The sequence below is a fragment of the Micromonospora sp. PLK6-60 genome, from assembly GCF_019890675.1.
GTDB lineage: Bacteria > Actinomycetota > Actinomycetes > Mycobacteriales > Micromonosporaceae > Micromonospora.
In genome coordinates this window covers 525,248-550,063 of the sequence record NZ_JAIOAA010000003.1, presented here as the reverse complement: position 1 = coordinate 550,063, position 24,816 = coordinate 525,248, and the positions used below count along the sequence as shown (strand labels likewise).

Annotated in this window: 19 protein-coding genes; 17 read left to right on the top strand and 2 right to left on the bottom strand. The window is 73.4% G+C overall.

Annotated features, from left to right (window positions below; translation table 11 throughout):
* Positions 1-479: 479 nt before the first annotated feature.
* On the bottom strand, positions 480-2,159 hold the full coding sequence (locus tag K7640_RS08845) for a C40 family peptidase (RefSeq protein ID WP_222954209.1): 1,680 nt from the start codon (positions 2,157-2,159) through the stop codon (positions 480-482).
* 235 nt (positions 2,160-2,394) lie between these two features.
* Here K7640_RS08845 and mqnE point away from each other — a divergent pair, with 235 nt between their 5' ends.
* From mqnE to K7640_RS08765, 16 genes are all read left to right on the top strand, one after another.
* A complete protein-coding gene (gene mqnE / locus K7640_RS08840) occupies positions 2,395-3,564 on the top strand; it encodes an aminofutalosine synthase MqnE (protein ID WP_222954208.1) in 1,170 nt (389 codons plus the stop codon).
* A gap of 91 nt (positions 3,565-3,655) precedes the next feature.
* Entirely contained in the window at positions 3,656-4,468 is an 813-nt protein-coding gene (locus K7640_RS08835) for a hypothetical protein (RefSeq protein ID WP_222954207.1), read from the top strand.
* A 284-nt stretch (positions 4,469-4,752) separates the two neighbouring features.
* Complete coding sequence (locus K7640_RS08830) at positions 4,753-5,259, top strand: hypothetical protein (RefSeq protein WP_222954206.1); 507 nt, start codon at positions 4,753-4,755, stop codon at positions 5,257-5,259.
* Positions 5,259-6,305, top strand: a complete 1,047-nt coding sequence (pstC, locus tag K7640_RS08825; protein ID WP_222954205.1) for a phosphate ABC transporter permease subunit PstC — start codon at positions 5,259-5,261, stop codon at positions 6,303-6,305. The genes K7640_RS08830 and pstC overlap by 1 nt, the downstream gene beginning before the upstream one ends.
* 10 nt (positions 6,306-6,315) lie before the next feature.
* Entirely contained in the window at positions 6,316-7,620 is a 1,305-nt protein-coding gene (gene pstA / locus K7640_RS08820) for a phosphate ABC transporter permease PstA (RefSeq protein WP_222954204.1), read from the top strand.
* Positions 7,621-7,623: 3 nt separating this feature from the next.
* Positions 7,624-9,429, top strand: coding sequence for a phosphate ABC transporter substrate-binding protein PstS (pstS, locus tag K7640_RS30555; protein WP_305072205.1), 1,806 nt, complete (start codon positions 7,624-7,626; stop codon positions 9,427-9,429).
* On the top strand, positions 9,426-12,080 hold the full coding sequence (locus tag K7640_RS08810; RefSeq protein ID WP_222954203.1) for a hypothetical protein: 2,655 nt from the start codon (positions 9,426-9,428) through the stop codon (positions 12,078-12,080). The genes pstS and K7640_RS08810 overlap by 4 nt, the downstream gene beginning before the upstream one ends.
* A gap of 187 nt (positions 12,081-12,267) precedes the next feature.
* A complete protein-coding gene (locus tag K7640_RS08805; protein ID WP_222954202.1) occupies positions 12,268-13,437 on the top strand; it encodes a hypothetical protein in 1,170 nt (389 codons plus the stop codon).
* A 113-nt stretch (positions 13,438-13,550) separates the two neighbouring features.
* Positions 13,551-15,551 carry an Ig-like domain-containing protein gene (locus K7640_RS08800; protein WP_222954201.1) on the top strand — a complete coding sequence of 667 codons (2,001 nt, stop codon included), beginning with the start codon at positions 13,551-13,553 and terminating at the stop codon, positions 15,549-15,551.
* A 48-nt stretch (positions 15,552-15,599) separates the two neighbouring features.
* A complete protein-coding gene (locus K7640_RS08795; RefSeq protein WP_222954200.1) occupies positions 15,600-16,532 on the top strand; it encodes a sortase domain-bontaining protein in 933 nt (310 codons plus the stop codon).
* A 145-nt stretch (positions 16,533-16,677) separates the two neighbouring features.
* Entirely contained in the window at positions 16,678-17,451 is a 774-nt protein-coding gene (locus K7640_RS08790) for a phosphate ABC transporter ATP-binding protein (RefSeq protein WP_222954362.1), read from the top strand.
* Positions 17,452-17,625: 174 nt separating this feature from the next.
* Positions 17,626-18,816 carry an Ig-like domain repeat protein gene (locus tag K7640_RS08785; RefSeq protein ID WP_222954199.1) on the top strand — a complete coding sequence of 397 codons (1,191 nt, stop codon included), beginning with the start codon at positions 17,626-17,628 and terminating at the stop codon, positions 18,814-18,816.
* Between the two features lie 112 nt (positions 18,817-18,928).
* Positions 18,929-19,996, top strand: a complete 1,068-nt coding sequence (locus K7640_RS08780; RefSeq protein WP_222954198.1) for a DUF916 domain-containing protein — start codon at positions 18,929-18,931, stop codon at positions 19,994-19,996.
* The gene (locus K7640_RS08775; RefSeq protein ID WP_222954197.1) at positions 19,993-20,487 is read left to right on the top strand and encodes a hypothetical protein; all 495 of its coding nucleotides are present in this window, start codon (positions 19,993-19,995) and stop codon (positions 20,485-20,487) included. The genes K7640_RS08780 and K7640_RS08775 overlap by 4 nt, the downstream gene beginning before the upstream one ends.
* 47 nt (positions 20,488-20,534) lie before the next feature.
* The gene (locus K7640_RS08770) at positions 20,535-20,957 is read left to right on the top strand and encodes a hypothetical protein (RefSeq protein ID WP_222954196.1); all 423 of its coding nucleotides are present in this window, start codon (positions 20,535-20,537) and stop codon (positions 20,955-20,957) included.
* Positions 20,958-21,004: 47 nt separating this feature from the next.
* Positions 21,005-21,286 carry a DUF4229 domain-containing protein gene (locus K7640_RS08765; protein ID WP_222954195.1) on the top strand — a complete coding sequence of 94 codons (282 nt, stop codon included), beginning with the start codon at positions 21,005-21,007 and terminating at the stop codon, positions 21,284-21,286.
* A gap of 72 nt (positions 21,287-21,358) precedes the next feature.
* On the opposite strand, the gene K7640_RS08760 is transcribed toward K7640_RS08765, so the two are convergent.
* Positions 21,359-22,699 carry a C39 family peptidase gene (locus K7640_RS08760; RefSeq protein WP_222954194.1) on the bottom strand — a complete coding sequence of 447 codons (1,341 nt, stop codon included), beginning with the start codon at positions 22,697-22,699 and terminating at the stop codon, positions 21,359-21,361.
* A gap of 204 nt (positions 22,700-22,903) precedes the next feature.
* Here K7640_RS08760 and K7640_RS08755 point away from each other — a divergent pair, with 204 nt between their 5' ends.
* Positions 22,904-24,772, top strand: coding sequence for a M14 family zinc carboxypeptidase (locus K7640_RS08755; protein ID WP_222954193.1), 1,869 nt, complete (start codon positions 22,904-22,906; stop codon positions 24,770-24,772).
* Positions 24,773-24,816: the final 44 nt, after the last annotated feature.

Below are 24,816 nucleotides of genomic sequence, written 5' to 3'. Positions count from 1 at the left end.
GCTGCCGGCCGTCGCCACCGAGGCGCCGGGTCGGCGCCGGTCCAGCGGGGGCGCCCCGGACGGCGCGGCTGCCGGCGTGCCGGCCCGGTACGTGGTGGCGGTCGCCCGCCCGCTCGGCACGGCGTCGCCCTCGACCGGCGCCGCGGCGGTGGCCACGGTGACCCGGCCCCGGGCCGGCGCACCCGCCGCACCGCCGCTGATCGGCGTGGCGCTGACCGGAACGGCACTCACCGGACGGGCGGCGGCCTCGTCCGTAGCCGGGCTGCCGGGCTCCACGACGGACGGATCCTCGCCCGTGGCACGGGTCGCGCCCGCCCCGGCCGGTACGGGCGGCGGAGTCCCGCCCGGAACCTGTTGCTCACCCATGCTCGACCTCCGCGCCCACGCCCGCTCGGGACCGGGGATGCCGATCCGCGAGTGCCTGATTGTCACCGTGCCACATTCCGGCCCGACCGCACAGTCGGAGCGGACGGTTGCGGTCAGTTGCCGGGGCTGCTGCTGGTCGACGTGCTGGCGGAAGAGCTGGTGGAGGCGTCCGCGGACGAGCTGGTGGACGCGTCCGCCGAAGTGCTGCCCTCGGGGTCGGCGCTGCCGCCGTCCGGGTTGGGCGCGTCGCTGGTCGTCGCCGGCTCGGTGGGGGCGGTGGTTTCGGTGGGTTCGGGCGCGGACGTGGTGGGCGGCGGTGTGGTGGTCGGGGGCGTCGTGGTGGGCGGCGGGGTGGTGGTGGGTGGCGTGGTCGGCGTACCGCTCGGGCTCGGCGTGGCCGACTTGGTGGGCGTCGGCCTCGGCGTGGTGCCGCCGGTCGGCTTCGGAGTCGGGCTGGTGGTGCCGCCCGGCTTCGGCGAGGCGCTCGGCGTCGGTGTCGGCGTGGGCGCGGCTCCGCCGGTGGGCACCGGCTGCGGGATCGTGGTGGGGGCGGCCGGTCCGGGGACGGCGCCGACCACCCGGGTGGCGGCGTAGAGGCGGGACCAGCGGACCGTCGAGATCTTGACGACGTCGCCCGTCCGGGGCGCCTCGACCATCTTGCCGCCGCCGATGTACATCGCCATGTGGTGGATGGTCGTCCAGCTGCTGCCCGAGGCGAAGAAGAGCAGGTCACCGGGGAGCAGGGCGGACGGGTCGACGGTGCGGGTCCGGGTGGCGTAGTACTGGTCGCGGGCGACCCGGGGCAGGCCGTAGTAGCCCGCCGAGCGGTACGCGGCCCAGACCAGCCCGGAGCAGTCGAACGTGTCCGGCCCCTCCGCCGCCCAGACGTACGGGTCGCCGAGCTGGGCGAGCGCGTAGCGGACGGCGGCCAGCGCCTGCGGGTGGGCGGTCATCCCGACCGCGTTGCGGCCGACCCCGTTCGGGCCGGTCAGGTAGCCCGACCCGATCCGCTGGTCGACGGCCTCCTGCTGCTGCTCGATCCGGTTCAGCTGGAGCGCGTTGTCCCGGCGCAGCGTGACCAGCCGGGTCTCCTGGCTGCGCAGCGACTGCTGGGTGCCGGCGAACCGCGCCGCGATGTCCCGGTCCCGCGCCTGCGCGGCCTGGTACGCCTGGTTGGCCACCTCCTCGGCGGCCCGGGCCCGGGTCAGGTCGCCGGTCACCCGGGTCTTCGACGGCTCTCCCCGCTGACCCTGGTTGATCCGCTGGAGCTGGCTGAGCTCCTCGAGGTTGCGGGCGAAGTCGCCGGGCGGCAGCGCGGCGGCGGCCTTGAACGCGCTGGCGGCACTGCGGTCCGCCTGCTCCTGGGCCTGGGCCAGCGCCGCCCGCGCGGCGGTGAGGTCACGCTCGGCGGTGGCGAGCTGGGTGGCCGTCTCGGCGCGCTGCTGGCGCAGGGTGAGCAGCTCGTCGCCGAGCTGCCCGACCTGGGCGTCGACCGCGTTGATCAGGGCCATCAGCGGGCCGTCGGTGGGGCTGGTGGTGGTCGGCACGGCCGGCCGGTCGGTGGCCGGCGGCACCGGTGCGCCGGTGCCGGGCAGGAACAGCGAGCCGGTGACCAGCGGGCGGGACCCGGTGTCGGGCACGGTGTCCGGCAGCGGCGGCTCCGCGTACGCGGGGCTGGCGATCGCCGCGGCGACGACCGCGCCGAGCAGCGCCGCCCACAGGCGCGGGCGCAGTATCGGCGAGATCACCGGGCTCCTGCGTCGTTGCCGTGCCCTGCGCCCGCTGTCGCTCATTCCGCTCCCCGCCCGGCCCCGCCGCCGCGCAGCCGGGCGCGGTGGTCGGGAGCTGTCAGTGTGTGTCGTCCCCCACCATGTCTTACCTCACCAGGGCAAAGATGTCGATGTGCGGAGGGTGACGGTGGGCTGAAGAACGGGTGAGCCAGGTCGCTGCCCGCGCCCGGCCCGCCGGTCCGTCGGGGATCCGACGTAGGCTCGACCGGGACCGCAGGTGGAAGGGACGTGGCTTTCGATGGACGCCGGACTCAAGCGCGAGCTCGAAGCGAAGGTGTACGCCGGGGAGCGGCTGACCCGGGAGGACGGGGTCGCCCTCTACGAGAGCGACGACCTCTCCTGGCTCGGGCGGCTGGCCCACCACCGGCGCACCGAGCTGAACGGTGACCGGGTGATGTTCAACGTCAACCGGCACCTCAACCTGACAAACGTCTGCTCCGCGTCGTGCGCGTACTGCTCGTTCCAGCGCAAGCCGGGCGAGAAGGACGCCTACACGATGCGCATCGACGAGGCGGTCCGCAAGGCCAAGGAGATGGAGGACGAGCAGCTCACCGAGCTGCACATCGTCAACGGCCTGCACCCGACGCTGCCCTGGCGCTACTACCCCAAGGTGCTGCGCGAGCTGAAGGCCGCGCTGCCGAAGGTCAACCTGAAGGCGTTCACCGCGACCGAGGTGCAGTGGTTCGAGAAGATCAGCGGGCTGAGCGCCGACGAGATCCTCGACGAGCTGATGGACGCCGGCCTGGAGTCGCTGACCGGCGGCGGCGCGGAGATCTTCGACTGGGAGGTCCGGCAGCACATCGTCGACCACGCCTGCCACTGGGAGGACTGGTCGCGGATCCACCGGCTGGCCCACTCGAAGGGCATGAAGACCCCGTCGACCATGCTCTACGGCCACATCGAGGAGCCCCGGCACCGGGTCGACCACGTGCTGCGGCTGCGCGAGTTGCAGGACGAGACGGGCGGCTTTCAGGTCTTCATCCCGCTGCGCTACCAGCACGACTTCGTCGACTCGGCGGACGGCAAGGTCCGTAACCGGATCCAGGCCCGCACCACGATGGCCTCGCCGGCCGAGTCGCTCAAGACCTTCGCGGTCTCCCGGCTGCTCTTCGACAACGTGCCGCACGTGAAGTGCTTCTGGGTGATGCACGGCCTCTCGGTGGCCCAGCTCTCGCTGAACTTCGGGGTGGACGACCTGGACGGCTCCGTCGTGGAATACAAGATCACCCACGACGCCGACTCGTACGGCACGCCGAACACCATGCACCGGGACGACCTGCTGCACCTGATCTGGGACGCCGGCTTCCGCCCGGTCGAGCGGAACACCCGCTACGAGACCGTCCGGGAATACGACGCGGCGCCGACGCTGGCGCAGCGGCGGGCCGAGCCGCAGCAGGTCTGGGCCTGAGCGGGCCCGGTCAACCCCTGTTCACCTGCCGGCCGTCCGGCGCGTGACTGATGGTGTCCGGATGGTCCGGCGGCCGGCATAGACCGTCCGTGTGCTCCGAAAACTCGCTGCCCATCTGTTGACCGTGCTGAGCCTGGCCGCGCTGGGCCCGGCGGCCGGTGCCGTCCTGGCCACCCCGGCGCAGGCCGCCCCGCTCGGCGGGGTACGGCTCTCGGCCACCACCGGCACCGTGGACGCCACGCCCGTGTTCGCCGCCGCCACCGCCTCGGCGCCCTGCCCACGCGGCTTCGGCCGTAACGCACAGCTGCGGGTCGGGCCGCCGGGCGGGCCGTACAGCAACCTGGCTCGGCCGCTGGTCGGCGGCGGATACGACCGCCAACCGGTCACCGCCCGGCCCAACCGGTCGTTCGCGATTGCCCTGGGCGGCGCGCCGGTCGACGGCGAGTGGTGGGTCGTCGTCGAGTGCGTCAGCGATACCCAGGGGGTGCATCCCGACCGGTTCGTCACCCCGATCACCGTCTCCGGCCGCCAGTGGCGGGCCGGTCGTCCCGCCGGGGCGCCGGCCGCGACGGCACGCTCCACCAACGGCCCGCTGGTCGTACCCGGCTCCACCGGAGCGGCGGGCGCGCCGCCCGTCGGTCCGGCGCCGGCCACCACCGGCCCCGGGCCGACCGCCAGCGGGGTGGGGGCCACGGGCGGCCCGAGCGTCCCCGCCGCGGCCGCCGCGGCCGGGCCGGAGCCCAGCGCGGCGGCGCCGCGGCTGGCCGGCAACAGCGGGGTGGGGGTCGCCTCGCTGGCCAACGTCTGGTGGATCGTCGCGGTGCTCGGCGCGCTGGCCCTGGTCGGCGCCACCTGGCTCACCACCCGGCGTTCGCCCGGTGCCCCGCGCGGCCCGCGCCGCTGACCGATTCCCCACCGCCGGCCGGTGGCGTCCACACCGGACGCTTCCGGCCGGCGCGTCCGTGTTACCGCCACGAAACCGGCGAAGCGGTCCCCGGTCCCCCCTCTGGCCAGCGGAGGTATCCGAATGGTGGATGCCCCGGTACCCGCTGTTCACATGCTGCACGTCTGGCGTGAGCGGATGACGCCGCACCGAGTCACCGACGCCTCCGACGCTGATCGGCGTCAGGTCCTGGGGAAGCGGCAGCAGGTGCGCGCCGGACGCGCACGATCAGGGAAGGGATCCAGGTGCAGCATTCACGATTCGTGTTTCTCGCCGCGCCGATGCCCGGGCCGCAGCAGGGGCAGTTGGTCGATGGCATCCGTTGGCTGCTCGTCTCGTCGAACAACCGGCCGCTGGGCCGCGGTACGGCCTACCACGAGGTCTACGCGCAGTGCCGGGAATCGGTGCTCGAACTCCAGGCCAACGCGGCGCGGATCGTGGCCCAGGAGGGCACCGTGCCGGCCAGCGGCCAATGGGTCTGGCGCGTCCAGCTGGACGACGTGCCGGTCGCCCTGTCCAGCCGGTCGTACCTGCGGGCGCGGGAGTGCAGCTACAACCTGGAGCGCTTCCTGGAGGCGCTGCCGCACGCCGAGGTGGCGGACGGCACCCGCACCGTGCGCCGGGACCGGCGGCGCGCGGCCGAGCCGGTCAGCGCGGTGGCCGAGCCGGCCGTCGTACGGCTGATCCCGCCGGCGCGGCTGACCTACCGGCTCCCCACCAGGTTGACCCCGCGGAAGCGAGACGCAGGCTGATGACCGTTGTCGTGACACCGTCCGACGCGCCGGCGGCCGGTGCGCCGGCCGACGCCCCGCGGCGGGTACGCCAGCGCCGAACCCCGACGGACCTGGTCTTCCGCGGCGTGATCCGGTTCGGCGGGATCGTCGTGCTGCTGATCATGTTGCTGGTCGGGATCTTCCTGACCCTGCGCGCCGTGCCCGCCCTGCGCACCATGGGCTGGCGGTTCCTCACCGCGCAGGAGTGGGACCCGGTCGGCGGCAACTTCGGCGTCGCCGGTGTGCTGATCGGCACCCTGCTGATCGCCGCCGTGGCGATCGTCATCGCGGTGCCGCTGGCCACCGGCACCGCGCTGTACATCGCCGAGTACGCCCCGCGCCGGATCGCCCCGATGCTTGTCAACCTGGTCGACCTGATGGCCGCGGTGCCCAGCGTGGTGTACGGGATCTGGGGCCTCTACCTGTTGCAACCACACCTGCTGGTGGTCGGTGAGCAGGGCGAGGGGTTGCCCCGCTGGCTCGCCACCTACCTCGGCTGGTTCCCGCTGTTCCGGGTCGACGGCTACGACCCGCGCGACCCACTGGGCAGCAACAGCGCGCTGACCAGCTCCACGTTCATCGCCGGGATCATCGTGGCGATGATGGTCACCCCGATCATCTCCTCGGTGATGCGGGAGGTCTTCTCCCAGGCCCCGGTCGGTGAGCGGGAGGGCGCGTTCGCCCTGGGCGCGACCCGCTGGGGCATGATCCGCTCGGTGGTGCTCCCGTTCGGCCGGGGCGGGATGATCGGCGGCACCATGCTCGGCCTGGGCCGAGCGCTCGGCGAGACGATCGGCGTCTATCTGGTCATCTCGTTCGTCTTCGTGATCCAGCCGCACATCCTGCAGAGTGGCGGCGGCTCGATCTCCTCCCTGATCGCCCTCCGCTACGCCGAGTCCAACCCGATCGGCATCGCCGGCCTGATGGCCGCCGGGTTGGTGCTGTTCGGGATGACCCTGCTGGTCAACTTCGGCGCCGGCCTGATCATCAACCGCAGCCGCTCCGGCGCGGCCAGCGACGCCTGAGGAACCGCTGATGACGCCGAGACACGCAGCCCTGACCGCCGAGCCGGACGTCGCGCCGGTCACCGCGCCGCCGCCTGCCACCACCATCCCGGTACGCCCGGACCGCCCCGCGACCGGCGAACGTCGACGGACCCTCACCACGGTCCGCAACACCGACGTCTTCGCCGTACTCGGCGCGGCGGTGGCCGCGGTCGGGACGACCTCGCTGCTCTTCGCCCAGCTCGCCCCGTTCGACGGCGCGCTCGGCTTCGTGGTGGTGGCGTACCTGCTCTTCCTGGCCTTCCACCTGGCGCTGGTCTCGCTGGACGAGGCCGGCCCGGTGGTCTGGGACCGGTTGGCCGGGGTGCTGGTGCACAGCCTGGCGGTCGCCATGCTGGTGGCGCTGGTGGTGGTGGTCGGCTTCACCCTCTATCGCGGCCGGGACGCGCTCGGCCACCTCAACTTCTATCTGGAGGACATGCGGGTGGCCGGCCCGCTGGACCCGCTGACGGTGGGCGGCATCCGGCACGCGGTCATCGGCACCCTGGAGCAGATCGCCATCGCGCTGGCGATCACCATCCCGCTCGGGCTGCTCTGCGCGGTCTTCCTCAGCGAACTGCCCGGGGCGTTCAGCCGGTTCGTCCGGATCATCGTGGAGGCGATGACCGCGCTGCCGTCCATCGTGGCCGGCCTGTTCATCTACGCGACGCTGATCCTGGCGCTGGGCCGGATGAAGTCAGGGCTGGCCGCCGCGCTGGCGCTGAGCGTGATGATGCTGCCGATCATCATCCGGGCGGCGGACGTGGTGCTGCGGCTGGTCCCCGGCACCCTGCGCGAGGCCAGCCTGGCGCTGGGCGCCTCCCAGTGGCGGACCATCTGGCACGTCGTGCTGCCCACCGCCCGCTCCGGAGCGATGACCGCGATCATCCTGGGCACCGCGCGGGGCATCGGCGAGACCTCCCCGGTGCTGCTCACGGCCGGCTTCACCCAGTTCACCAACGCGAACCCGCTGCAGGCCAACCAGGTCTCGTTGCCGCTGTTCACCTTCGACTCGATCCGGCGCCCGGACGAGACCATGATCGCCCGCGGGTTCGGCGCGGCGGCCGTACTGCTGGCCCTGGTCCTGCTGCTGTTCGTGCTGGCCCGGCTGCTCGGCGGCCGGGCGCCCGGCCAGCTCAGCCGGGGTCAGCGCCGCCGCCGCGCGCTGGCCTCGCGGCGCGACGCGCTGCGCTTCGCCGCCCGCGACCGGGCCCGGCCCGCCGGCGGGCGCCGCACCGATCCCCGGACCGCCACCCCCGGCGGAGACCCCGACCCATCCGATGCGACCACGAGGTAGGACATGTTGACACCGCGGATCCGCCGTCGCCGACCGACGACGTCCCGCCTGGCCCGGCTGGCCGCCGCCGCGGCCGTCGTGGCGATGGTGCTGAGCGTGTCGCCGCCCGCGCAGGCATCCGGCCGGCTGGTGCCGATCGTCGGGATCGGCTCCACCTGGAGCGCCAACGCGATCAGCACCTGGGCGCGCAACGTGCAGGCCCAGAACATCCAGGTCGAGTACGAGGCCGCCGGCTCCACCCAGGGCCGGGTGCAGTTCCGGGAGGGCAAGGCGCACTTCGGTGTCTCGGAGATCCCGTACGGGATGCGGGACATCTTCAACGGCACCGACAGCAAGGGTTCCCGGCAGTCGGCGTACATGCCGATCGTCGCCGGTGGCACCGCCTTCATGTACAACCTGAAGATCGGCGGCCGGCGGGTGACCAACCTGCGGCTCTCCGGCGACGTGCTCGCGAAGATCTTCACCGGCGTGATCCGCAAGTGGAACGACCCGGCGATCAGGGCGGACAACCCGGGGCTGACCCTGCCGTCCCGCTCGATCGTGCCGGTGGTCCGCCAGGACGGCTCCGGCACCACCGCGCAGTTCACCCTCTGGATGAGCAAGCAGCATCCGCAGGTGTGGGACGCGTACTGCGCGAAGTTCAACAAGCCGGCGCCGTGCGGGATCACCTCGATCTTCCCGCGCCGGGCCGGTGACGGCACGGTCGGCGCCAACGGCTCCGACGGGGTCTCCGGCTACGTCCGGCAGGAGAACGCCGAGGGCGCCATCACGTACGTCGAGTACTCGTACGCGATCAACGCGAAGTTCCCGGTGGTCAAGGTGCTCAACGCCGGCGGCTACTACGTGGAGCCGACGGCCGACAACGTCGCGGTGGCGCTGACCAGGGCGCGGATCAACACCAACAAGAGCTCCGACGACTACCTGACCCAGATCCTCGACGACGTGTACGGCTCCGCCGACCCGCGGACCTATCCGCTCTCGTCGTACTCGTACATGATCATTCCGACGAAGCTCGAGTACAACCTGACCACCGACGCCGGGTTCACCCTCAGCCAGTTCTCCTACTACTTCCTCTGCGAGGGGCAACGCCAGGCCGAGGTGCTGGGCTATTCGCCGCTGCCGATCAACCTGGTCAAGGCCGGGATGGAACAGGTCCAGAAGATCCCCGGCCACGGCACTGTCGACATCGCCGCGAAGCTGCGGACCTGCAACAACCCGACCGTGTCGCCGGACGGCGGCAACGCGCTGGCCAAGAACGCCCCGCAGCCCTCGCCCTGTGACCGCCGCGGCAACACCCAGAGCAGCGCCGGCACGGCCGGGGCTCGCCAGGACACCCCGGTCCTCCCGGCGGCCCGCTGCACCGGCACGGGCGCGCCCGCCGGGGGCGGCAACACCGGTGGCGGCAACACCGGCGGTGGGAGCACCGGCGGCGGCAACACCGGCGGCAACACCGGCGGCGGGGCCACCGGCGGGGGCACGCCGAGCGGCGGCGCCACCGGAGGCACTGGCACGCCCGGGGCCACCCCGACGGCCGGAGCCCCCGGCCTGCCGGGCGTACCCGACGGCGGCACCGCCCCGCAGGTCGACCCGGACACCGGCGAGGTCGTCGCGGCCGGCGGCGCCGGGGTGGCCGGCGGTGAGCAGGTCGCCGCGGTGCCGGTGGCGCTGGACGGCGAGGGCGGCTGGCGGCTCCGGCACACCACCATGCTGCTCGCGGCCCTGCTGCTGGTCGTCCTGATCGTCGGCCCGCCGCTGGTCTCCCAGGCGCTGGCCAACCGGCGTCGCGACGACCACCGGGGCGACCGGTGAGCGCCCGCCGACGCTGGGCGGCCCGCGCCGCGCTGCTGCTGGCCGTCGCCGCGCTGCTGCCGGTGCCGCCGGCCGCCGCGCCGGCCCGGGCCGAGGAGACCGGCGGCTCGGCGGTGACCGTGCCGGGCGTCAAGGTGGCCGGCGGCGAGGACTTCAGCGCGCTCGCGGTGACCGTCGACCAGACCCGCGACCTGGTCAACCAGGCCGTGGTGGTCAGTTGGACCGGCGGCACCCCCACCCCCCGCGACCGGGTGCTGGGGGTGGACTTCCTCCAGGTGATGCAGTGCTACGGCGACCCGTACGCGGCCGACGACCCGGACGGGCTGGCGTTCCGGGAGACCTGCCAGTTCGGCGCCAAGGTGGACACCCCGGTCATGCCGTCCGACGTGCCCGCCGCCGCGGCGGCCAACGCCAACTCGCGGGAACTGCGCATCGACTCACCCGACTATCCGGCCAAGGACCCGAAGGAGACGCTGCCGGAGGACGCCCGGATGGTGCCGTTCCGGCCGGTGTCCTGCCCGGTCGGCGCGACCGGCTGCGAGCGTCCGCGCACCCCCGACGGCAGCGCGGCACAGCCGTTCCCGCAGATCACCGACCCGCAGACCGGTGCCGAGCGGGAGGCGTACCCGGACGAGGTGCTGGCCGGCTACTTCAACAAGTCGGTGACGAACGAGTACCCGTACGCGCTCACCGCCGCGGACGGCACCGGACGGATCTCCTTCGAGGTGCAGAACTCCTCCCTCGCCCCGGACCTCGGCTGCGGTGACCCCTACACCGACGCGCAGGGGGCCCGACAGCCGTCCCGGCCGTGCTGGCTGGTGATCGTGCCGCGCGGGCACCGGCACCCGTACACCGGGGCGGACGTGTCGGCCGACGACGCGCCGCAGGGCTCCCCGCTGATGGTCCGCAACTGGCAGTACCGGATGGTGGTGCCGTTGGCGTTCGAGCCGGTCAAGGGCTACTGCTCGGCCGACCAGGCGGAACGCATCACCGCCGGCACCGAGCTGGCGGCCGAGGCCGCGTCCGCCTGGCGACCGGCGCTCTGCGCCACCGCGAACGGGCCGTCGATCAGCTACTCGCCGATCGGCGACGACGAGGCGGCCCGGCAGCTGCTCACCCCGTCGGCCAACGCGCCCGGCCTGATCTACAGCTCCGACCCGGTGCCGACCACCGCCGACGATCCGGTGCTGGTGCACGCCCCGGTCACCCTCTCCGGGGTGGTAATCGCGATGAACATCGACGTCAACCTGGAGAACGTGCCGCTGCCCGAGGAGGTCGCCCGGCTGCGCGGCACGGCGGTACGCGACCTGAAGCTCACCCCACGCCTGGTGGCGAAGCTGCTCACCCAGTCGTACCGCCGGGACGTCCCCGGTGGCGGCGGCAAGGCGCTGGAGAAGAACTACGACAGCATCAAGCGGGACCCGGAGTTCCTCGACCTGAACCCGGTCTTCGCCGACTGGGACCGTCGGGCCGCCGTCACCCTCAACGGCCTGATGGTGCCGAACGGCAGCTCGGTGGCCGCCCGCGCGCTCTGGCAGTGGATCCTCTCCGACCGGGCGGCCAAGGCGTGGCTCAGCGGGATCCCCGACGGCGACATGGTGGTCAACCCGGCGTACGGGTCGCTGTTCGGCGGGGAGGCGCCCGACTACTTCCCGAAGGCGGACCGCTCCTGCTACGAGGAACGGGAGGGCGCCGAGCTCTACCAGCTCTGCTCGCAGGAACTGCGGCCGTACACCGGCGGCTTCGGGCCGGGCGCGGCGAGGACGCTGCGCGGCGACACCGGCGCGTTCGGGCAGTCGCTGAACCGGAACGTGACCCCGCCCCGCTTCGAGAAGCTGCCCCGGGAACAGCCGGGCTTCCGGTTCACCATGTCGGTCACCGATTCCGCCTCGGCGGCCCGGTACGGGCTGTTCACCGCCCAGCTCTGCAAGGCCACCCAGAACGCCGACGGCAGGTGGACCCCGGACGACTGCCGGGCCCCGTCGACGCCGGCGATCAGCGCGGCGGTCGCCACGGCCGGGCCGAGCCAGGTGGCCGGGGTGTCGGTGATCGATCCGGCGACGGCCTGGGCGACCGCGGGGGCGTACCCGTTGTCGCTGCTGACCTACGCGGTCGCGGACACCACAGACCCGATCGACGCGCGGCGCGACTACGCGCGGTTGCTCCGGCACGCGGCCGGTGACGGGCAGCGGCCGGGTGCCGCGCGGGGCCTGCTCCCCGAGGGGTACGTGCCGCTGCCGGCGGCGTTGCGGGCGATGACCGAGGCCGCCGCGGCCCGGCTGGAGCGGCCGGCCCCGGCCACCTCGTCGCCGGTGCCCTCGGCGCCGATCGCGGCGCCCGCGACCTCCGCCCCCGGCGGCGCCACGGGCGGCGGCTCGCCGCCCCCGGCCATCGGTGCGCCGGCGCCACCACTGCCACCGCCGCCGGCGACCGGCACCGTTCCGTCGAGCAACGCGCCGGTGCCCGGCAGCCAGGCGGCCTCTCCGCAGCCGTCCACCCAGCAGGCCGGGAACCGCACGCCGGGCAGCCCGGTCGGTGGCCTCCGCTACGCGATCATCGTGATCTTCGCGGTCGGCCTGGTCGGTGGGGTGGCCGGACCGATCCTGCGTCGATTCGCCGGCCGATTCGCGTCCCCGGGCGGGCCGGAATGAATACGCGTGCGAAATCCCGACTGTTTGTCGGCTGCCGTTCATCCGGCCTGAATGTTGGCGAGAGACCGATCTCCGAAACGTTTGTCCGGGCGCGGTTTCAATGGCCGTGGAAATGTCGAGACGATGACTCCGGCTTGCCCGCCGATCGGGTGAGCGGAATTGTCATGCCCCGCAGAAAGGGAGCAGCATGAAGGTCAGATCCATCAGCAGGGTGGCCGCGGCCGGTTTCGCCGCCGTGGTCGCCACCGGCCTGGTGGCCGCGCCGGCCGGGGCCGACCCCTCGCCGGTCACCGAGTACCGGACGCTGGCCGGTGTCGGCTCGGACACCACCCAGGACGTGATGAACGGTCTGGGCAACGTGATCACCAGCGGTGGCAACAAGGTCATCGCCTCCTGGGACGCCCGGGGCACCAACAACGTCAAGACCCGGGCCGCGAACTGCGACTTCCCCCGGCCGAACGGGTCCAGCAACGGCCGCCGGGCGCTGCGCGCCGCCGAGGGCGAGGACATCGGCCAGGGCGGCCCGGGCTTCTGGTCGAACACCAACGTGGTGAACTGCGTCGACTTCGCCCGCTCGTCGAGCTACGGCGGCGGCAGCGTGCCGTCGAGCACCGGCAACTACACCTACATTTCGTTCGGGGTGGACGCGGTGACGCTGGCCCGCAACGTCAACGGCGACCTGCCGGTGAACGTGTCCTTCGCCCAGGTGCAGCGGGTGTACCGCTGCTTCGACCGGAACATCGCCGGCAACCCGGTGAGCCCGGTGATGCTCCAGTCCGGCTCGGGCACCTGGGACTTCTGGTCCAGCAAGGTCGGCATCACCGAGGTGGAGATCAACCTCGGCGACTACCCGTGCCTGGCCGCCGACACCGACAGCAACCCGGCCACCCCGGCGGTGCCGGTGATCGCCCGGGCCCAGGAGCACGACGGCACGGTCCTCGACGGCTTCCCGACCCGGGTGGTGCCCTTCTCGGCCGGCCAGTTCATCGCCCAGGGCAACGCCACGAAGATCGCCAGCCTGACCGGCGTGACCGTCGCCGACCGGCGCGGCGAGGCCGCCCTGAACGGCATCCGCCCCACCGGCGGCACCCTCCAGCAGCCGGTCGTCGGCGGCGTACTCAACATCAACTTCCCGCTGCGCCGGGACGTCTACAACATCGTCCCGACCGCGGACCTGACCCAGCCGCTCATCCAGTCCACCTTCGTGGGCGCCGGCTCGGCCGTCTGCTCGGCCACCGTCAACGACGGCGGCACCGCGCGGAAGGTCGTGGAGCTCTTCGGCTTCGGCATCCGCCCCACCCTGGTCTCGCCGCTCGAGGCCAACTGCGGTTACACCAACCTCCGGTTCGCCAACTGACGATCCGGTCACGCCGGCCCGGGTGTCCGAACGGCACCCGGGCCGCCCGCCCGACCTCGGGCGGGACCCCACCCGGCGTCCCACCGACGCCGCCCGAGCAGCAGAGGACGTAGATGAGCAGGCCCGGCATCGCCCGCGTCGCGGCGGCAGCGGTACTCGCACTCTCCGTGTGCACCCTCGTCGCCGGGGTGGTACTGACGTTCAGCGGACCGGCCCGGGCCGCGTCGCTGGGCGGCGTCACCCTCTCCCAGACCACCGGCAGCGTGACCGACAACCCCATGTTCACCAGTGCCACCACTGCCGCCTGCCCGGAGGGCTACGGCGAGAACGCGGCCCTGCGGATCGGCCGGCCCGACACCAAGCCGTACAAGAACCTGGCGGTCGCCCTGGGCGGCGGCGACTACGACAAGGCCCCGATCACGGTCAACCCGAACCGGTCCTTCGCCACGGCGGCGGGCGCCACGCCCGAGGCCGGCACCTGGTGGGTCGTGCTCCAGTGCTACAGCCTCACCAAGGGTGAGCACCCGGACCTGTTCCACACCCCGATCCTGGTCTGTGGCAGCACCTGGACGACCGCGGCCACCTGCTCCACCGCGGTCGCCACCAGCACCATGCTGACCGCCGCGCCGACCGGCACCGTGGACGCCGGCACCGAGGTGACGCTGACCGCGAGCGTCGCGCCCACCGCCGCCGGCACCGTGCTGTTCCGCCGGACCACCGCGGCGGAGACGGTCGACGTGGGCAGCGCCCCGGTCAGCGGCGGCAGCGCCGTGCTGAAGACCACCGACCTGCCCGGTCCCGCCGGCAACGAGGCGGAGAAGGTTCACCTGCTGACCGCCACCTTCCAGCCGGCCGACCCGGCCGGCTACCTGCCGTCCACCTCGGAGCCGGTCGAGCTGACCGTGGTGCCCGCCGGCGCGGTCACCGTGACGCTGGCGGCGGACAAGCCGAGCCCGCAGGCACCCGGCAGCGCGCTGACCCTGACCGCCACGGTGGCCGCCCGAGCGGCCGGCGACACCCTGCCGGCCGGCTCGGTGGAGTTCGTCCGGTTCCCGACCGGCGAGGTGACCGGCGAGGTGTCGATCGCCATCGCGGACGTGATCGAGGGCGCCGCGACGCTCGCCGTGCCGGACCTGCCCAAGGGCGGCCACGACCTGAAGGCGCTGTTCGTGCCGGCGCCGGGCAGCCGCTGGACCGCCGCGGAGTCGGCTCGGCTGCCGTTCGTCATCGGCACGCCGCAGTCGACCGCCACCACCCTGGCGGTCCGCCCGACCGGGCCGAAACCGCAGGGCACCGAGCTCACCCTGACCGCGACGGTCACCCCGGCCGCCGCCGCGGGCAGCGTGCAGTTCCTCGACGGTACGGCCGCGCTCGGCGGCGCCCAGCCGCTCACCGCCGGCACGGCGACCCTGAAGACGACCCAGCTGATCGCGGGCGGTCACACGCTGACCGCGGTCTTCACCCCGACACAGCCGGCGGACTTCGCCGCGTCGACGTCCGCGCCGGTGGCCTACCAGATCACCGAGCCCCAGCAGCAGGACGAGCTGACCGTGGTCGACGAGGAAGGCACCACGCTGGGCACGAACCCGACGCTGCGGCCGGGCCAGCGGGTCACCGTGACCGCCCGGGGCTTCGCCGGCGCCGAGCGGGTCACCGTGTCGCTCAACGACGACGCGCCGAAGACGGTCGACGCGGTCGACGGGACGGTCACCTACCGGCTGACCGTGCCGACCGACGCGCCCGACGGCGCCGCCCGGCTGACCCTCGCCGGCGCCGCCCACCGGGTCGTCTTCGACTTCGTGGTGGCCGGCGACGACGGCGACGGGGACGGGGATGGCGACGGGGATGGCGACGGGGATGGCGACGGCGACGGCGACGGGAACGGCACCGGCGACGGCGGCAGCGGTGGCGGCGGTGGCGGCGGTGGCGGTGGCGGCGGTGGCGGTGGCGGTGGTTCCGGCGGAGGTCGGTTGCCCACCACCGGCGTCTCCCTGATCGGCATCGGCCTGACCGGCATCACCCTGGTCGGCGTCGGCGGCGGCGCCCTGCTGCTCGGCCGGCGGCGGCGCGAGCCGGCCCCGGTGATCTGGCCGGACGAGCAGCTCAGCACCTGATCCATCCACCGTCGCCCGGCGGCGGTCTCGCGACGAGGGAAGAGAACCATGTCGACGCTCACCATCGAGCCGGACCGGCCCCGGTCGGCTCCACCGGAACCGGCCCCGCGCGCCATGCCGGGCCTCCAGGTGCCCGGCACGGCGCTGAGCATCCTCGCCGCGCTGGCCCTCAGCCTGGTCTGCCACCTCACCCTGGTCTCCCAACTCGCCTACGAACGGGACCAGCAGACCGCCTTCGCCGAGTTGCGGGGGGAACTCGCCCGGGGCACCGCCCCGGTGGGCCAGTTCCGGACCGACTTCGACGACTCGCCGGAGGGGACGGAACGGCTGGTCGGCCCCGGTACCCCGGTGGCGATGCTGACCATCCCCCGGGTCGGCCTGCGGGCCGTGGTGCGCGAGGGCACCGACGGCGGCGTGTTGCGGGCCGGCCCGGGCCACCGGCGGGACACCGTCCTGCCGGGGCAGGCCGGGACCAGCGTGATCATGGGGCGCCGGGCCGCGTACGGGGGGCCGTTCCGCGACCTCGACCTGCTGGTGCCCGGCGACGTGGTCACCGCGACCACCGGCCAGGGCACCCACACGTACGTGGTGACCGGGCTGCGCCGGCCGGGCGACCGGGCACCCGAGCCGGCGCCCGGGCAGGGCCGGCTCACCCTGATCACCGCGCTGGGCACCGAGTTCATGCCGACCGACGTGCTGCGGGTGGACGCCAACCTGGTCAGCGAGGTGCAGCCCACCCCGGCCCGGCGCTTCGGCGCGTCCGCGCTGCCCGCCGCCGAGCAGGCGATGGCCACCGACCCGGACGCCTGGACCCCGGTGCTGCTGTGGGGGCAGGCGCTGCTGCTGGCCGCGCTCGCCCTCACCTGGCTGCGCAGCCGCTGGGGGCGGTGGCAGAGCTGGATCGTCGGCCTGCCAGTCCTGCTCGCCATCGGCGTGGCCACCGCCGACCAGGCCATCCGCCTCCTGCCCAACCTGCTCTGACCGGCCCCGGCACGGCAGCCGACCGGCGTTCCACGTGGAAGGACGCAACGTGACAAAGCTCGACACCCAGACCGGGCATCCCGGCGGGCCGGCCGACCGGGGGGACACCCTGCTCGACCTGCCCCGTACGCCGGCCGGCAGCGACCTGGCCAGCCTGGACGCCCGGTCCATCTCCGCCTGGTTCGGTGACCACAAGGTGCTGGACCGGGTGTCGCTGACCATGCCCGCCGGGCAGGTGACCGCCCTGATCGGCCCGTCCGGCTGCGGCAAGTCGACCTTCCTGCGGATCCTCAACCGGATGCACGAGCTGGTCCCGTCGGCGTCGCTCGCCGGTGAGGTGCTGCTCGACGGCCGCGACCTGTACGCCCCGGCCCGGCGGATCACCGACGCCCGGCGCCAGGTGGGGATGGTCTTCCAGAAGCCGAACCCGTTCCCGGCCATGTCCATCTACGACAACGTGCTGGCCGGTCTCAAGCTCACCGGCACCAGGGCGTCCCGGGGCACCCGGGACGCCCTGGTCGAGGAGACGCTGACCAAGGCGGGCCTGTGGAAGGAGGTCCGGGACCGGCTGCGGCAGCCCGGCGGCGCCCTCTCCGGCGGCCAGCAGCAGCGGCTGTGCATCGCGCGGTCGCTGGCCGTCCGTCCCCGGGTGCTGCTGATGGACGAGCCGTGCTCGGCGTTGGACCCGACCTCGACCCGCCGGATCGAGGAGACGATCGCGGAACTCGCGGTCGAGGTGACGATCGTCATCGTCACGCACAACATGCAACAGGCGGCCCGGGTCTCCGACCAGTGCGCGTTCTTTCTGGCCGCGCAGGGAACGCCCGGGGCGATCGTCGAGTACGGCCCGACGAAATCGATGTTCGACAACCCACAGGATCAGCGCACGTACGACTACGTGAATGGCCGATTCGGCTAGCCGTCAGTCACGTCGAACCGTCCATTCGGCCGACGGGGAAACACCGGAAATTCGCTTTGCGCACGTTCGGCGGAGACATTCGCCTGCCTGCCGGGACACAGCCCGTGTGGAGCCTGATCGCGGCCGGTCCGTGGGGACCGGACCGGGCTTCACCCTCACGAGAGGAAGTGATTCATGAACAAGCGTGTGCTCGCCCGCGCCGGAGCCTTCGCCGGCTCCGTCATGCTGGCCGCCGGCCTGGTGGTCGGGGTCAGCGCTCCGGCGCAGGCAGCTTCGCTGGGTGAGGTGTCCCTGTCGCAGACCAGCGGCAGCGTCACCGACACCCCGATCTTCGCCAGCGCCACCACGGCGGCCTGCCCGACCGGGTACGGCGAGAACGCCAACCTGCGCATCGGCCGGCCGGGTGGCCCGTACTCGAACCTGGCCGTCGCGCTCGGCGGCGGCGGTTACGACCAGGCGCCGATCACCATCAACCCGAACCGCTCGTTCTCCACCGCCATCGGGGGCGCCCCGGCCGCGGGTGAGTGGTGGGTCGTCATGGAGTGCTACAGCCTCACCGAGGGTCGTAACGCCGACGAGTTCCGCACCTCCATCACCGTCACCGGCAACACCTGGCGGGTGCCGGTGGCCGAGAACACCACCACCTCGCTCGCCGTCTCCCCGGCCAGCCCGGTGTCCCAGGGCACCGAGGTCACCCTCACCGCGACGGTCGCGCCGGCCGCCGCCACCGGCACCGTCGAGTTCCGGCGGGGCAGCTCGGTGCTCGGCACCGCGCCGGTGACCAACGGCACGGCGACCTTCGCCACCACCGCCCTGCCGGTGGGCACCTTCGCGCTGTCGGCGGCGTTCACCCCGGCCGACGCCACCGCCTTCAAGCCGTCCGCCTCGACGGCGACCTCCTTCCAGATCACCGCCGCCCAGGGCGCCATCACCGCGCCCGTGGAGATCATCGCCGACGTCGAGGCGGGCGCCTTCAGCCTCGCCGTGGCGAGCCCGACCGCCACGCTGACCGGCGGCACCGTCGGTGGCACCGCCACCGGCGCGCTGCCCACCGCCACCGTCACCGACCTGCGGGGCACCAACGTCGGCTGGGACCTCACCGGCCAGCTGGAGGACTTCACCCTCGGCGCCGACACCATCGCCAGCAGCAAGCTGAGCTGGAACCCCAGCGCCGCCAAGACCAGCGGCTCGGGTGCGGTGACGGCCGGTGCCGCCGCCGACCTGGGCGACACCCGCACCCTCTGCTCCGCCGCTCCCAACGCCAGCGCCGGCACCTTCACCTGCGGCGCCGGCCTGCGCCTGTCGATCCCGGACGACGTCGCGCCGGGCGAGTACTCCGCGACCCTGACCCTGACCCTGGCCTGACGGCCGGTCTTCCCGGGTGACCTGCCCGGGAAGCAGTGGCGGAGGCGTCACCGGTGTCCAGCCGGGGCGTCTCCGCCGCGTCCGTGCCCGCGTACCCCTCCCGGGAGCCGACATGACCCACCACGCCAACCCCGCACGACGCGTCCGGGCCCTGTTCGTCACCGGCCTGGTCCTGCTCGGCACGCTCCTCGTGCCGCCACCGGCCGCCGCGGTGACCGCCGGGCCGCCGGCCGCCGCCGCCCCGCCCGCCGCCGACGACCCGACCTGGACGATGGTGCCGTCCAGCCCCACCGGGCCCAAGGGCCGCCGGCAGTTCGACTACGAGTTGGCCCCGAAGGAGCAGATCACCGACTGGTTCTCGGTGAGCAACCTCAGCACGCGGCCGATCCGGGTGGACCTCTACCCGACCGACGCGTTCACCGCGCTCGACGGCGGGTTCGCGCTGCTGCCGCGCCGCCAGGCGCCCAGCGGGGTCGGCGCCTGGATCCGGCTGCCCAGGGCCAGCACCACCCTGGCCCCCGGCAAGCGGGCCGACATGTCCTTCCGGCTGGCGGTGCCGGCCGGCACCGCGCCGGGTGACCACGTCGGGGGCATCATCGCCTCGGTCACCGAGCAGCAGGTCGGCGAGGACGGCCAGCGGGTCGAGGTCGAACGGCGGATCGCCGCCCGGGTCTACCTTCGGGTGGCCGGACCGCTCCGGCCGGCCGCCGGGGTCACCGGCGTGCAGGTCGACTACGACAACCCGATCGTGCCGCTGCCCGGCGGACGGATGGCGGTCACCTACCGGATCACCAACACCGGCAACGTGCGGCTGTCCGGCAAGGCCCGGGTCCAGGTCAGTGGGCCGCTCGGCGTACGGCTGGCCACCGGGGACCTGATCGACCTGGCCGAGGTGCTGCCGGACTCCGAGATCCGGCTCCGGCAGGAGTTCGACCACGTCGTACCGGCCGGACCGCTCACCGCCACCGTGGTGCTCAACGCCACCACGACCAAGGGGCCGCTGCCGTCGCTCACCGGCACCGGCTCGACGGTCGCCGTGCCGTGGGCGCTGCTCGGACTGCTGGTCCTGGTGCTCGCCGTGGTGGCGTACCGGCTGTGGCTGCGCCGCTCCCGCCGACTGGTGACGGCACTCGACGCGCCGGCCGCGCCAGCCCGGCAGCCCGAGCGGGTCGGCCGGTGAGCGCTGGCCGGGTCACCAGCGTGGCCACCCGCCGCCTGCTCGGCGCGGTCACCACCGCCGTGGCGGCCCTGGCCGCGGTGCCGTTGCTCGCCCTGGGGTCACCCGCCGGGGCGGCCGTCACCGCGCCGGCACCGGCGGGCAGCACCAAGGCCACGGTCCGGATCGGCGTCTCGATCGGTCCCAAGCCAGGCGCCACCCCGTCCGCGACGCCCGGCGACCCGTCGCCGACGCCCGGCACCCCGTCGCCCACCCCCGGCGACCCGTCGCCGGCCCCCGGCACCCCCGACCCGACCGGCCCGGGCACCCCGATGCCGACCGGTTCGGCGGGCACCCCGCCGGGAGGTGGCGGTGGGGTGCTGCCGCGTACCGGGGTGGCCGTGGGCGGCTTCCTGCTGGCCGGTGGCGCGCTGGTCGGCGCCGGGGTGGCGCTGCGCTGGGCGGCGCGCCGGCGGGCCGTGGCCGAGGGCTGGCTGAGCCGCACCGGCGGCTGACGGCCCTGCCAGGGCGGGGGCGGGGCCTCGCGTACCCTCGTACCGTCATGAGTGAGCAGCGAAGCGCCTTCCCCCGCCGGGACGCCGAGGGACGCGTCCTCACCCTGGGCGACCTGCTCGGGATCAGCCTCGCCGGCTGGCTGATCGGCATGCTGGCGCTGGTGCTCTTCGACTGGGCCTTCGCCGGGCTGGGCGCCGGCTCGTTCGGGCACACCAACGGCTGGCTGGCGGTCATCCTGCCGGCCTGGCTGTTCTGGGACGACTTCCGGGCCTGGGAGTTCGGCGCGGCCCGGGTGGTCGCGGCGCTGGTCGCCGCGGCGCTCGCGGTGGTCGCCGGGCTGCTGCTGGCCGGGCTGGCCGGCGGCCTGGCGCCGCTGGCCACCGGCGGGCTCGCCGCGGCCGGGTTCACCGTGGTGTACGCGGTGCTCTGGTTCCGCGGTGTGCACTGGCTGGCCCGACGGACCGGCTGAACACGTGCCCGGCGCTGTGCCGGGCGGAACGAACGGAGTGGTGGAACGTGAGCGCGGCGGTCAAGTACACGCTGGGCCGGATCGGGCTGTTCGTCGCCGTGCTGGCGGCCCTCTGGTTCGTCGACATGAACATGTTCCTGCGGCTGATGGTGGCGCTGGTGTTCTCCGCCGCGCTCTCGTTCTTCCTGCTGCGTGGCTGGCGGGACGAGATGGCCGGTGAGATGGCCGAGTCGGCGGCCCGCCGCCGGGCGGACAAGGAGCGGTTGCGCTCCGCGCTGGCCGGCGACGACCAGCCGGCCGGGAACGAGCCCGAGGACCGCCGAAGCTGACCCCCGGCGTGGGGTGTTAATAGGGGGCCCCTCCTATGCAAAATGCGTTAACAAGGGCCCCCTCCTTTCACCTCACCAGTTGGTGGAGCCGGGGACGTGCGGCCAGGGCCGGTTGGTGGGCTTGATCAGGTAGGCGATGCCGCCGGAGCCGCCGGCCACCGTGCCGTTGGCCCGGTAGCGCTTGGTGCGCAGCCAGATCTGCTCGAACTGCTCGCGCTGGTACACGTTGCGCACCTCGGCGTTCGACGACGAGGCGGGGTCGTTGACGATCACGTCCCCGTCGGCGGTGAAGCCGACCACCACGAACAGGTGGCCGGAGGTGCCGTAGTTCGAGCCGTCCAGCTCCTCGGCCAGGAAGGACTGCGAGGTGACGACGGGGATGCCGGCCTTGATGAACCGTTCCACCTCGTCCAGCGAGTGCAGCCGGGTCACCTTGGCGTCGATGCCCGGGAAGCTGGCCGCGTACGCGGTGTTGAACGGCCAGTTGCCGGCGCCCTCGTACTCGTAGTCCCAGGTCATCCGGGCGGCGTGGGCGACCTGCGGGTCGGTGTAGCCGGGGGTGACCCAGGCCAGGTCGGCGGGGCTGGGGCCGCGCCCGTAGTACTCCAGGACCATGGTGGTCGAGGTGGGGCTGCACCAGACCTGGCCGCCGCCGCCCCACTCCGGGTAGTTGCCCCGGTGGATCATCTGGGAGCGGGCCGGCACGGGCAGTTCGGTGCCCCAGGCGATGCCGCCCTTGCTGGGCGTGACGGTGAACCGGTCCGGCACGTTGGAGCTCATCGCGCCGAGCATCCGGACCCGGGGCGAGGCGGTCTGCCCGGGCGCCCGGTAGAGGGTCAGCCGCAGCTGGTACGAGCGCAGCAGCACGCCGGCCTCGGCGTCGTCGATGGCGAAGGTGTCGGTCCAGATGCTCGACCAGGGGTCGCCCTGGCCATCCAGGGTGGCCCGCTTGACGTCCTGGTCGCCGGAGGCCCAGCGGCCCAGCACGAACCAGGGGGTCTGCGCGCCGGTGTTGTACGTCCCGTGCAGCTCCACCTGGATCCAGGTGCCGGCCGGGGTGTCCGCGTTCCAGGAGGCGACCAGCTCGGTGGCGTCGAAGCCGATCTGCCGCTCGGGCGAGGTCCAGGTGGCGTACTCCCAGGTGCGGGTGGTGCCGCTGTGTTCGTCGGTGAACTCGGTGGTGCCGGCCGGGCGGCCGATGGTGATCCCGGTGCGGTGGCCGGGGACGGCGTACGTGCCGCGGTGCTCACCGGTACGCCAGTCGGGGTGGCTGGACCAGTCCTGGTAGGTGATCTGCTCGTCGTGCCCGGCCACCGGCAGGTTGTTGCCGGCGTGGGCCGGCACGGTGGTGGCGAGCAGGGTGAGCGCGGTCAGGCCGGCGAGGGTCGCCGTGCGCATCGGGTTCGTGACCATGGCAGCTCCACAGGCTGAGGCATTCTTGCCGTTCACTGTCGCGCCCGGAGGGAACTTTCGCCAGAGGTTCGGGCGAGGAAAATTGTTGCCGAAGTGAGGATCCGGTCGGGATGCCCCCAGACAGTGATGGATATTGATCTGGCGAGGGGTCTCCTGGTGGAGTGTGCGCACAACGGGATCTCCCGTACCCCGAGGAGGTTTTCCATGGCCCTCCGCACGTCCACCCTTCGCCGGCGGCTGGCGCTGCTCGTCGTCGCCGGGCTCGGCGTCGTCAGTGTCGCCGCCACCCCCGCCGCCGCGCGGCCCGCGTCGGACCGGTCCGCCGAACCGGCCGCCGTCGGCTACCGCGTCATCGGTCCGCGCACCCTCGCCGACCGGGACGCCGTCGCCCGGACCGGCGCGTCCGTCGACTTCGTCGAGCACGGCAAGCTGCACGTCTCGGCCACCCGGGCCGAGGCCGCCGCCATCGCCCGCCTCGGCTTCACCCTGGAGCGGGAGGCCACGCCGGACCGGCGGGCCGACGGCGACGTCGGCACCCTCGCCTTCCCGCCGGCCGATTCCAACTACCACGACTACGCCGAGCTGACCGCCGTGGTGAACCAGGCGGTCGCCGACCACCCGGCCATCGCCCGAAAGATCAGCATCGGCACCTCGTACGAGGGCCGCGACCTGATGGCGGTGAAGATCTCCGACAACGTCGGCACCGACGAGAACGAGCCGGAGATCCTCTTCAACGCCCAGCAGCACGCCCGCGAGCACCTGACCGTCGAGATGGCGATCTACCTGCTCAACCTCTTCACCGACAGCTACGGCAGCGACTCCCGGATCACCAACATCGTGAACTCCCGGGAGATCTGGATCGTGCCCACCGTCAACCCGGACGGCAGCGAGTACGACATCGCCACCGGCTCGTACCGGTCGTGGCGGAAGAACCGGCAGCCCAACAGCGGCTCCTCGAACGTGGGCACCGACCTGAACCGGAACTGGTCGTACCAGTGGGGCTGCTGCGGCGGCTCGTCCGGCACCACCTCGTCGGACACCTACCGCGGCCCGTCCGCCTTCTCCGCCCCGGAGACGTCTGCGCTGCGCAACTTCGTCAACAGCCGGGTGGTCGGCGGGGTGCAGCAGATCAAGGCGAACATCGACTTCCACACCTACTCGCAGCTGGTGCTCTGGCCGTACGGCTACACCTACAGCGACACCGCCACCGGCATGAACGCCGACCAGAACAGCACCTTCGCCACCATCGGCCGGCAGATGGCGGCCACCAACAGCTACACCCCGGAGCAGTCCAGCGACCTCTACATCGCCGACGGCACCAGCATCGACTGGATGTGGGGGGTGCACGGCATCTGGGCGTACACCTTCGAGATGTACCCGGGCTCGGCCAGCGGCGGCGGCTTCTACCCGCCCGACGAGGTGATCCCCGCGCAGACCTCCCGCAACCGGGAGGCGGTGCTGATCCTCTCCGAGTACGCCGACTGCCCGTACCGGGCGATCGGCAAGCAGGCGCAGTACTGCGGCACCGGCGGCGGCAGCACGGTCTGGTCGGACACCTTCGAGACGGCGACCGGCTGGACGATCAACCCGGCCGGCACCGACACCGCCACCTCCGGCCAGTTCGAACGCGGCGCCGCGCAGGCCACCACCTCGTCGGGGGCCAAGCAGCTCACCCCGTACGCGGGCAGCAACGACCTGGTCACCGGCCGGCTGGCCGGCACCGCGGCGGGTGACTACGACGTCGACGGCGGGGTGACCAGCGCCCGGTCACCCGCGGTGACCCTGCCCTCGACCGGCACCCTCACCCTGTCGCTGGCCTGGTATCTGGCGCACGGGTCGAACTCGTCGTCGGCCGACTACTTCCGGGTCAGCGTGCTGCACAACGGTGGCACCACCACCCTGCTCAACGTCGCCGGGGCGGCCACCAACCGCAACGGCGCCTGGACCGTGTCGAACCTCAACCTCACCCCGTACGCCGGCCAGTCCGTCCGGATCCAGGTCGAGGCGGCCGACGCGTCCACCGCCAGCCTGGTCGAGGCGGCTGTGGACAACGTCACCATCACCAGTTCGTAACCCCGAGGCGGGGCCCCGGCCCGCCCCCACCGGGGCCCCGCCAC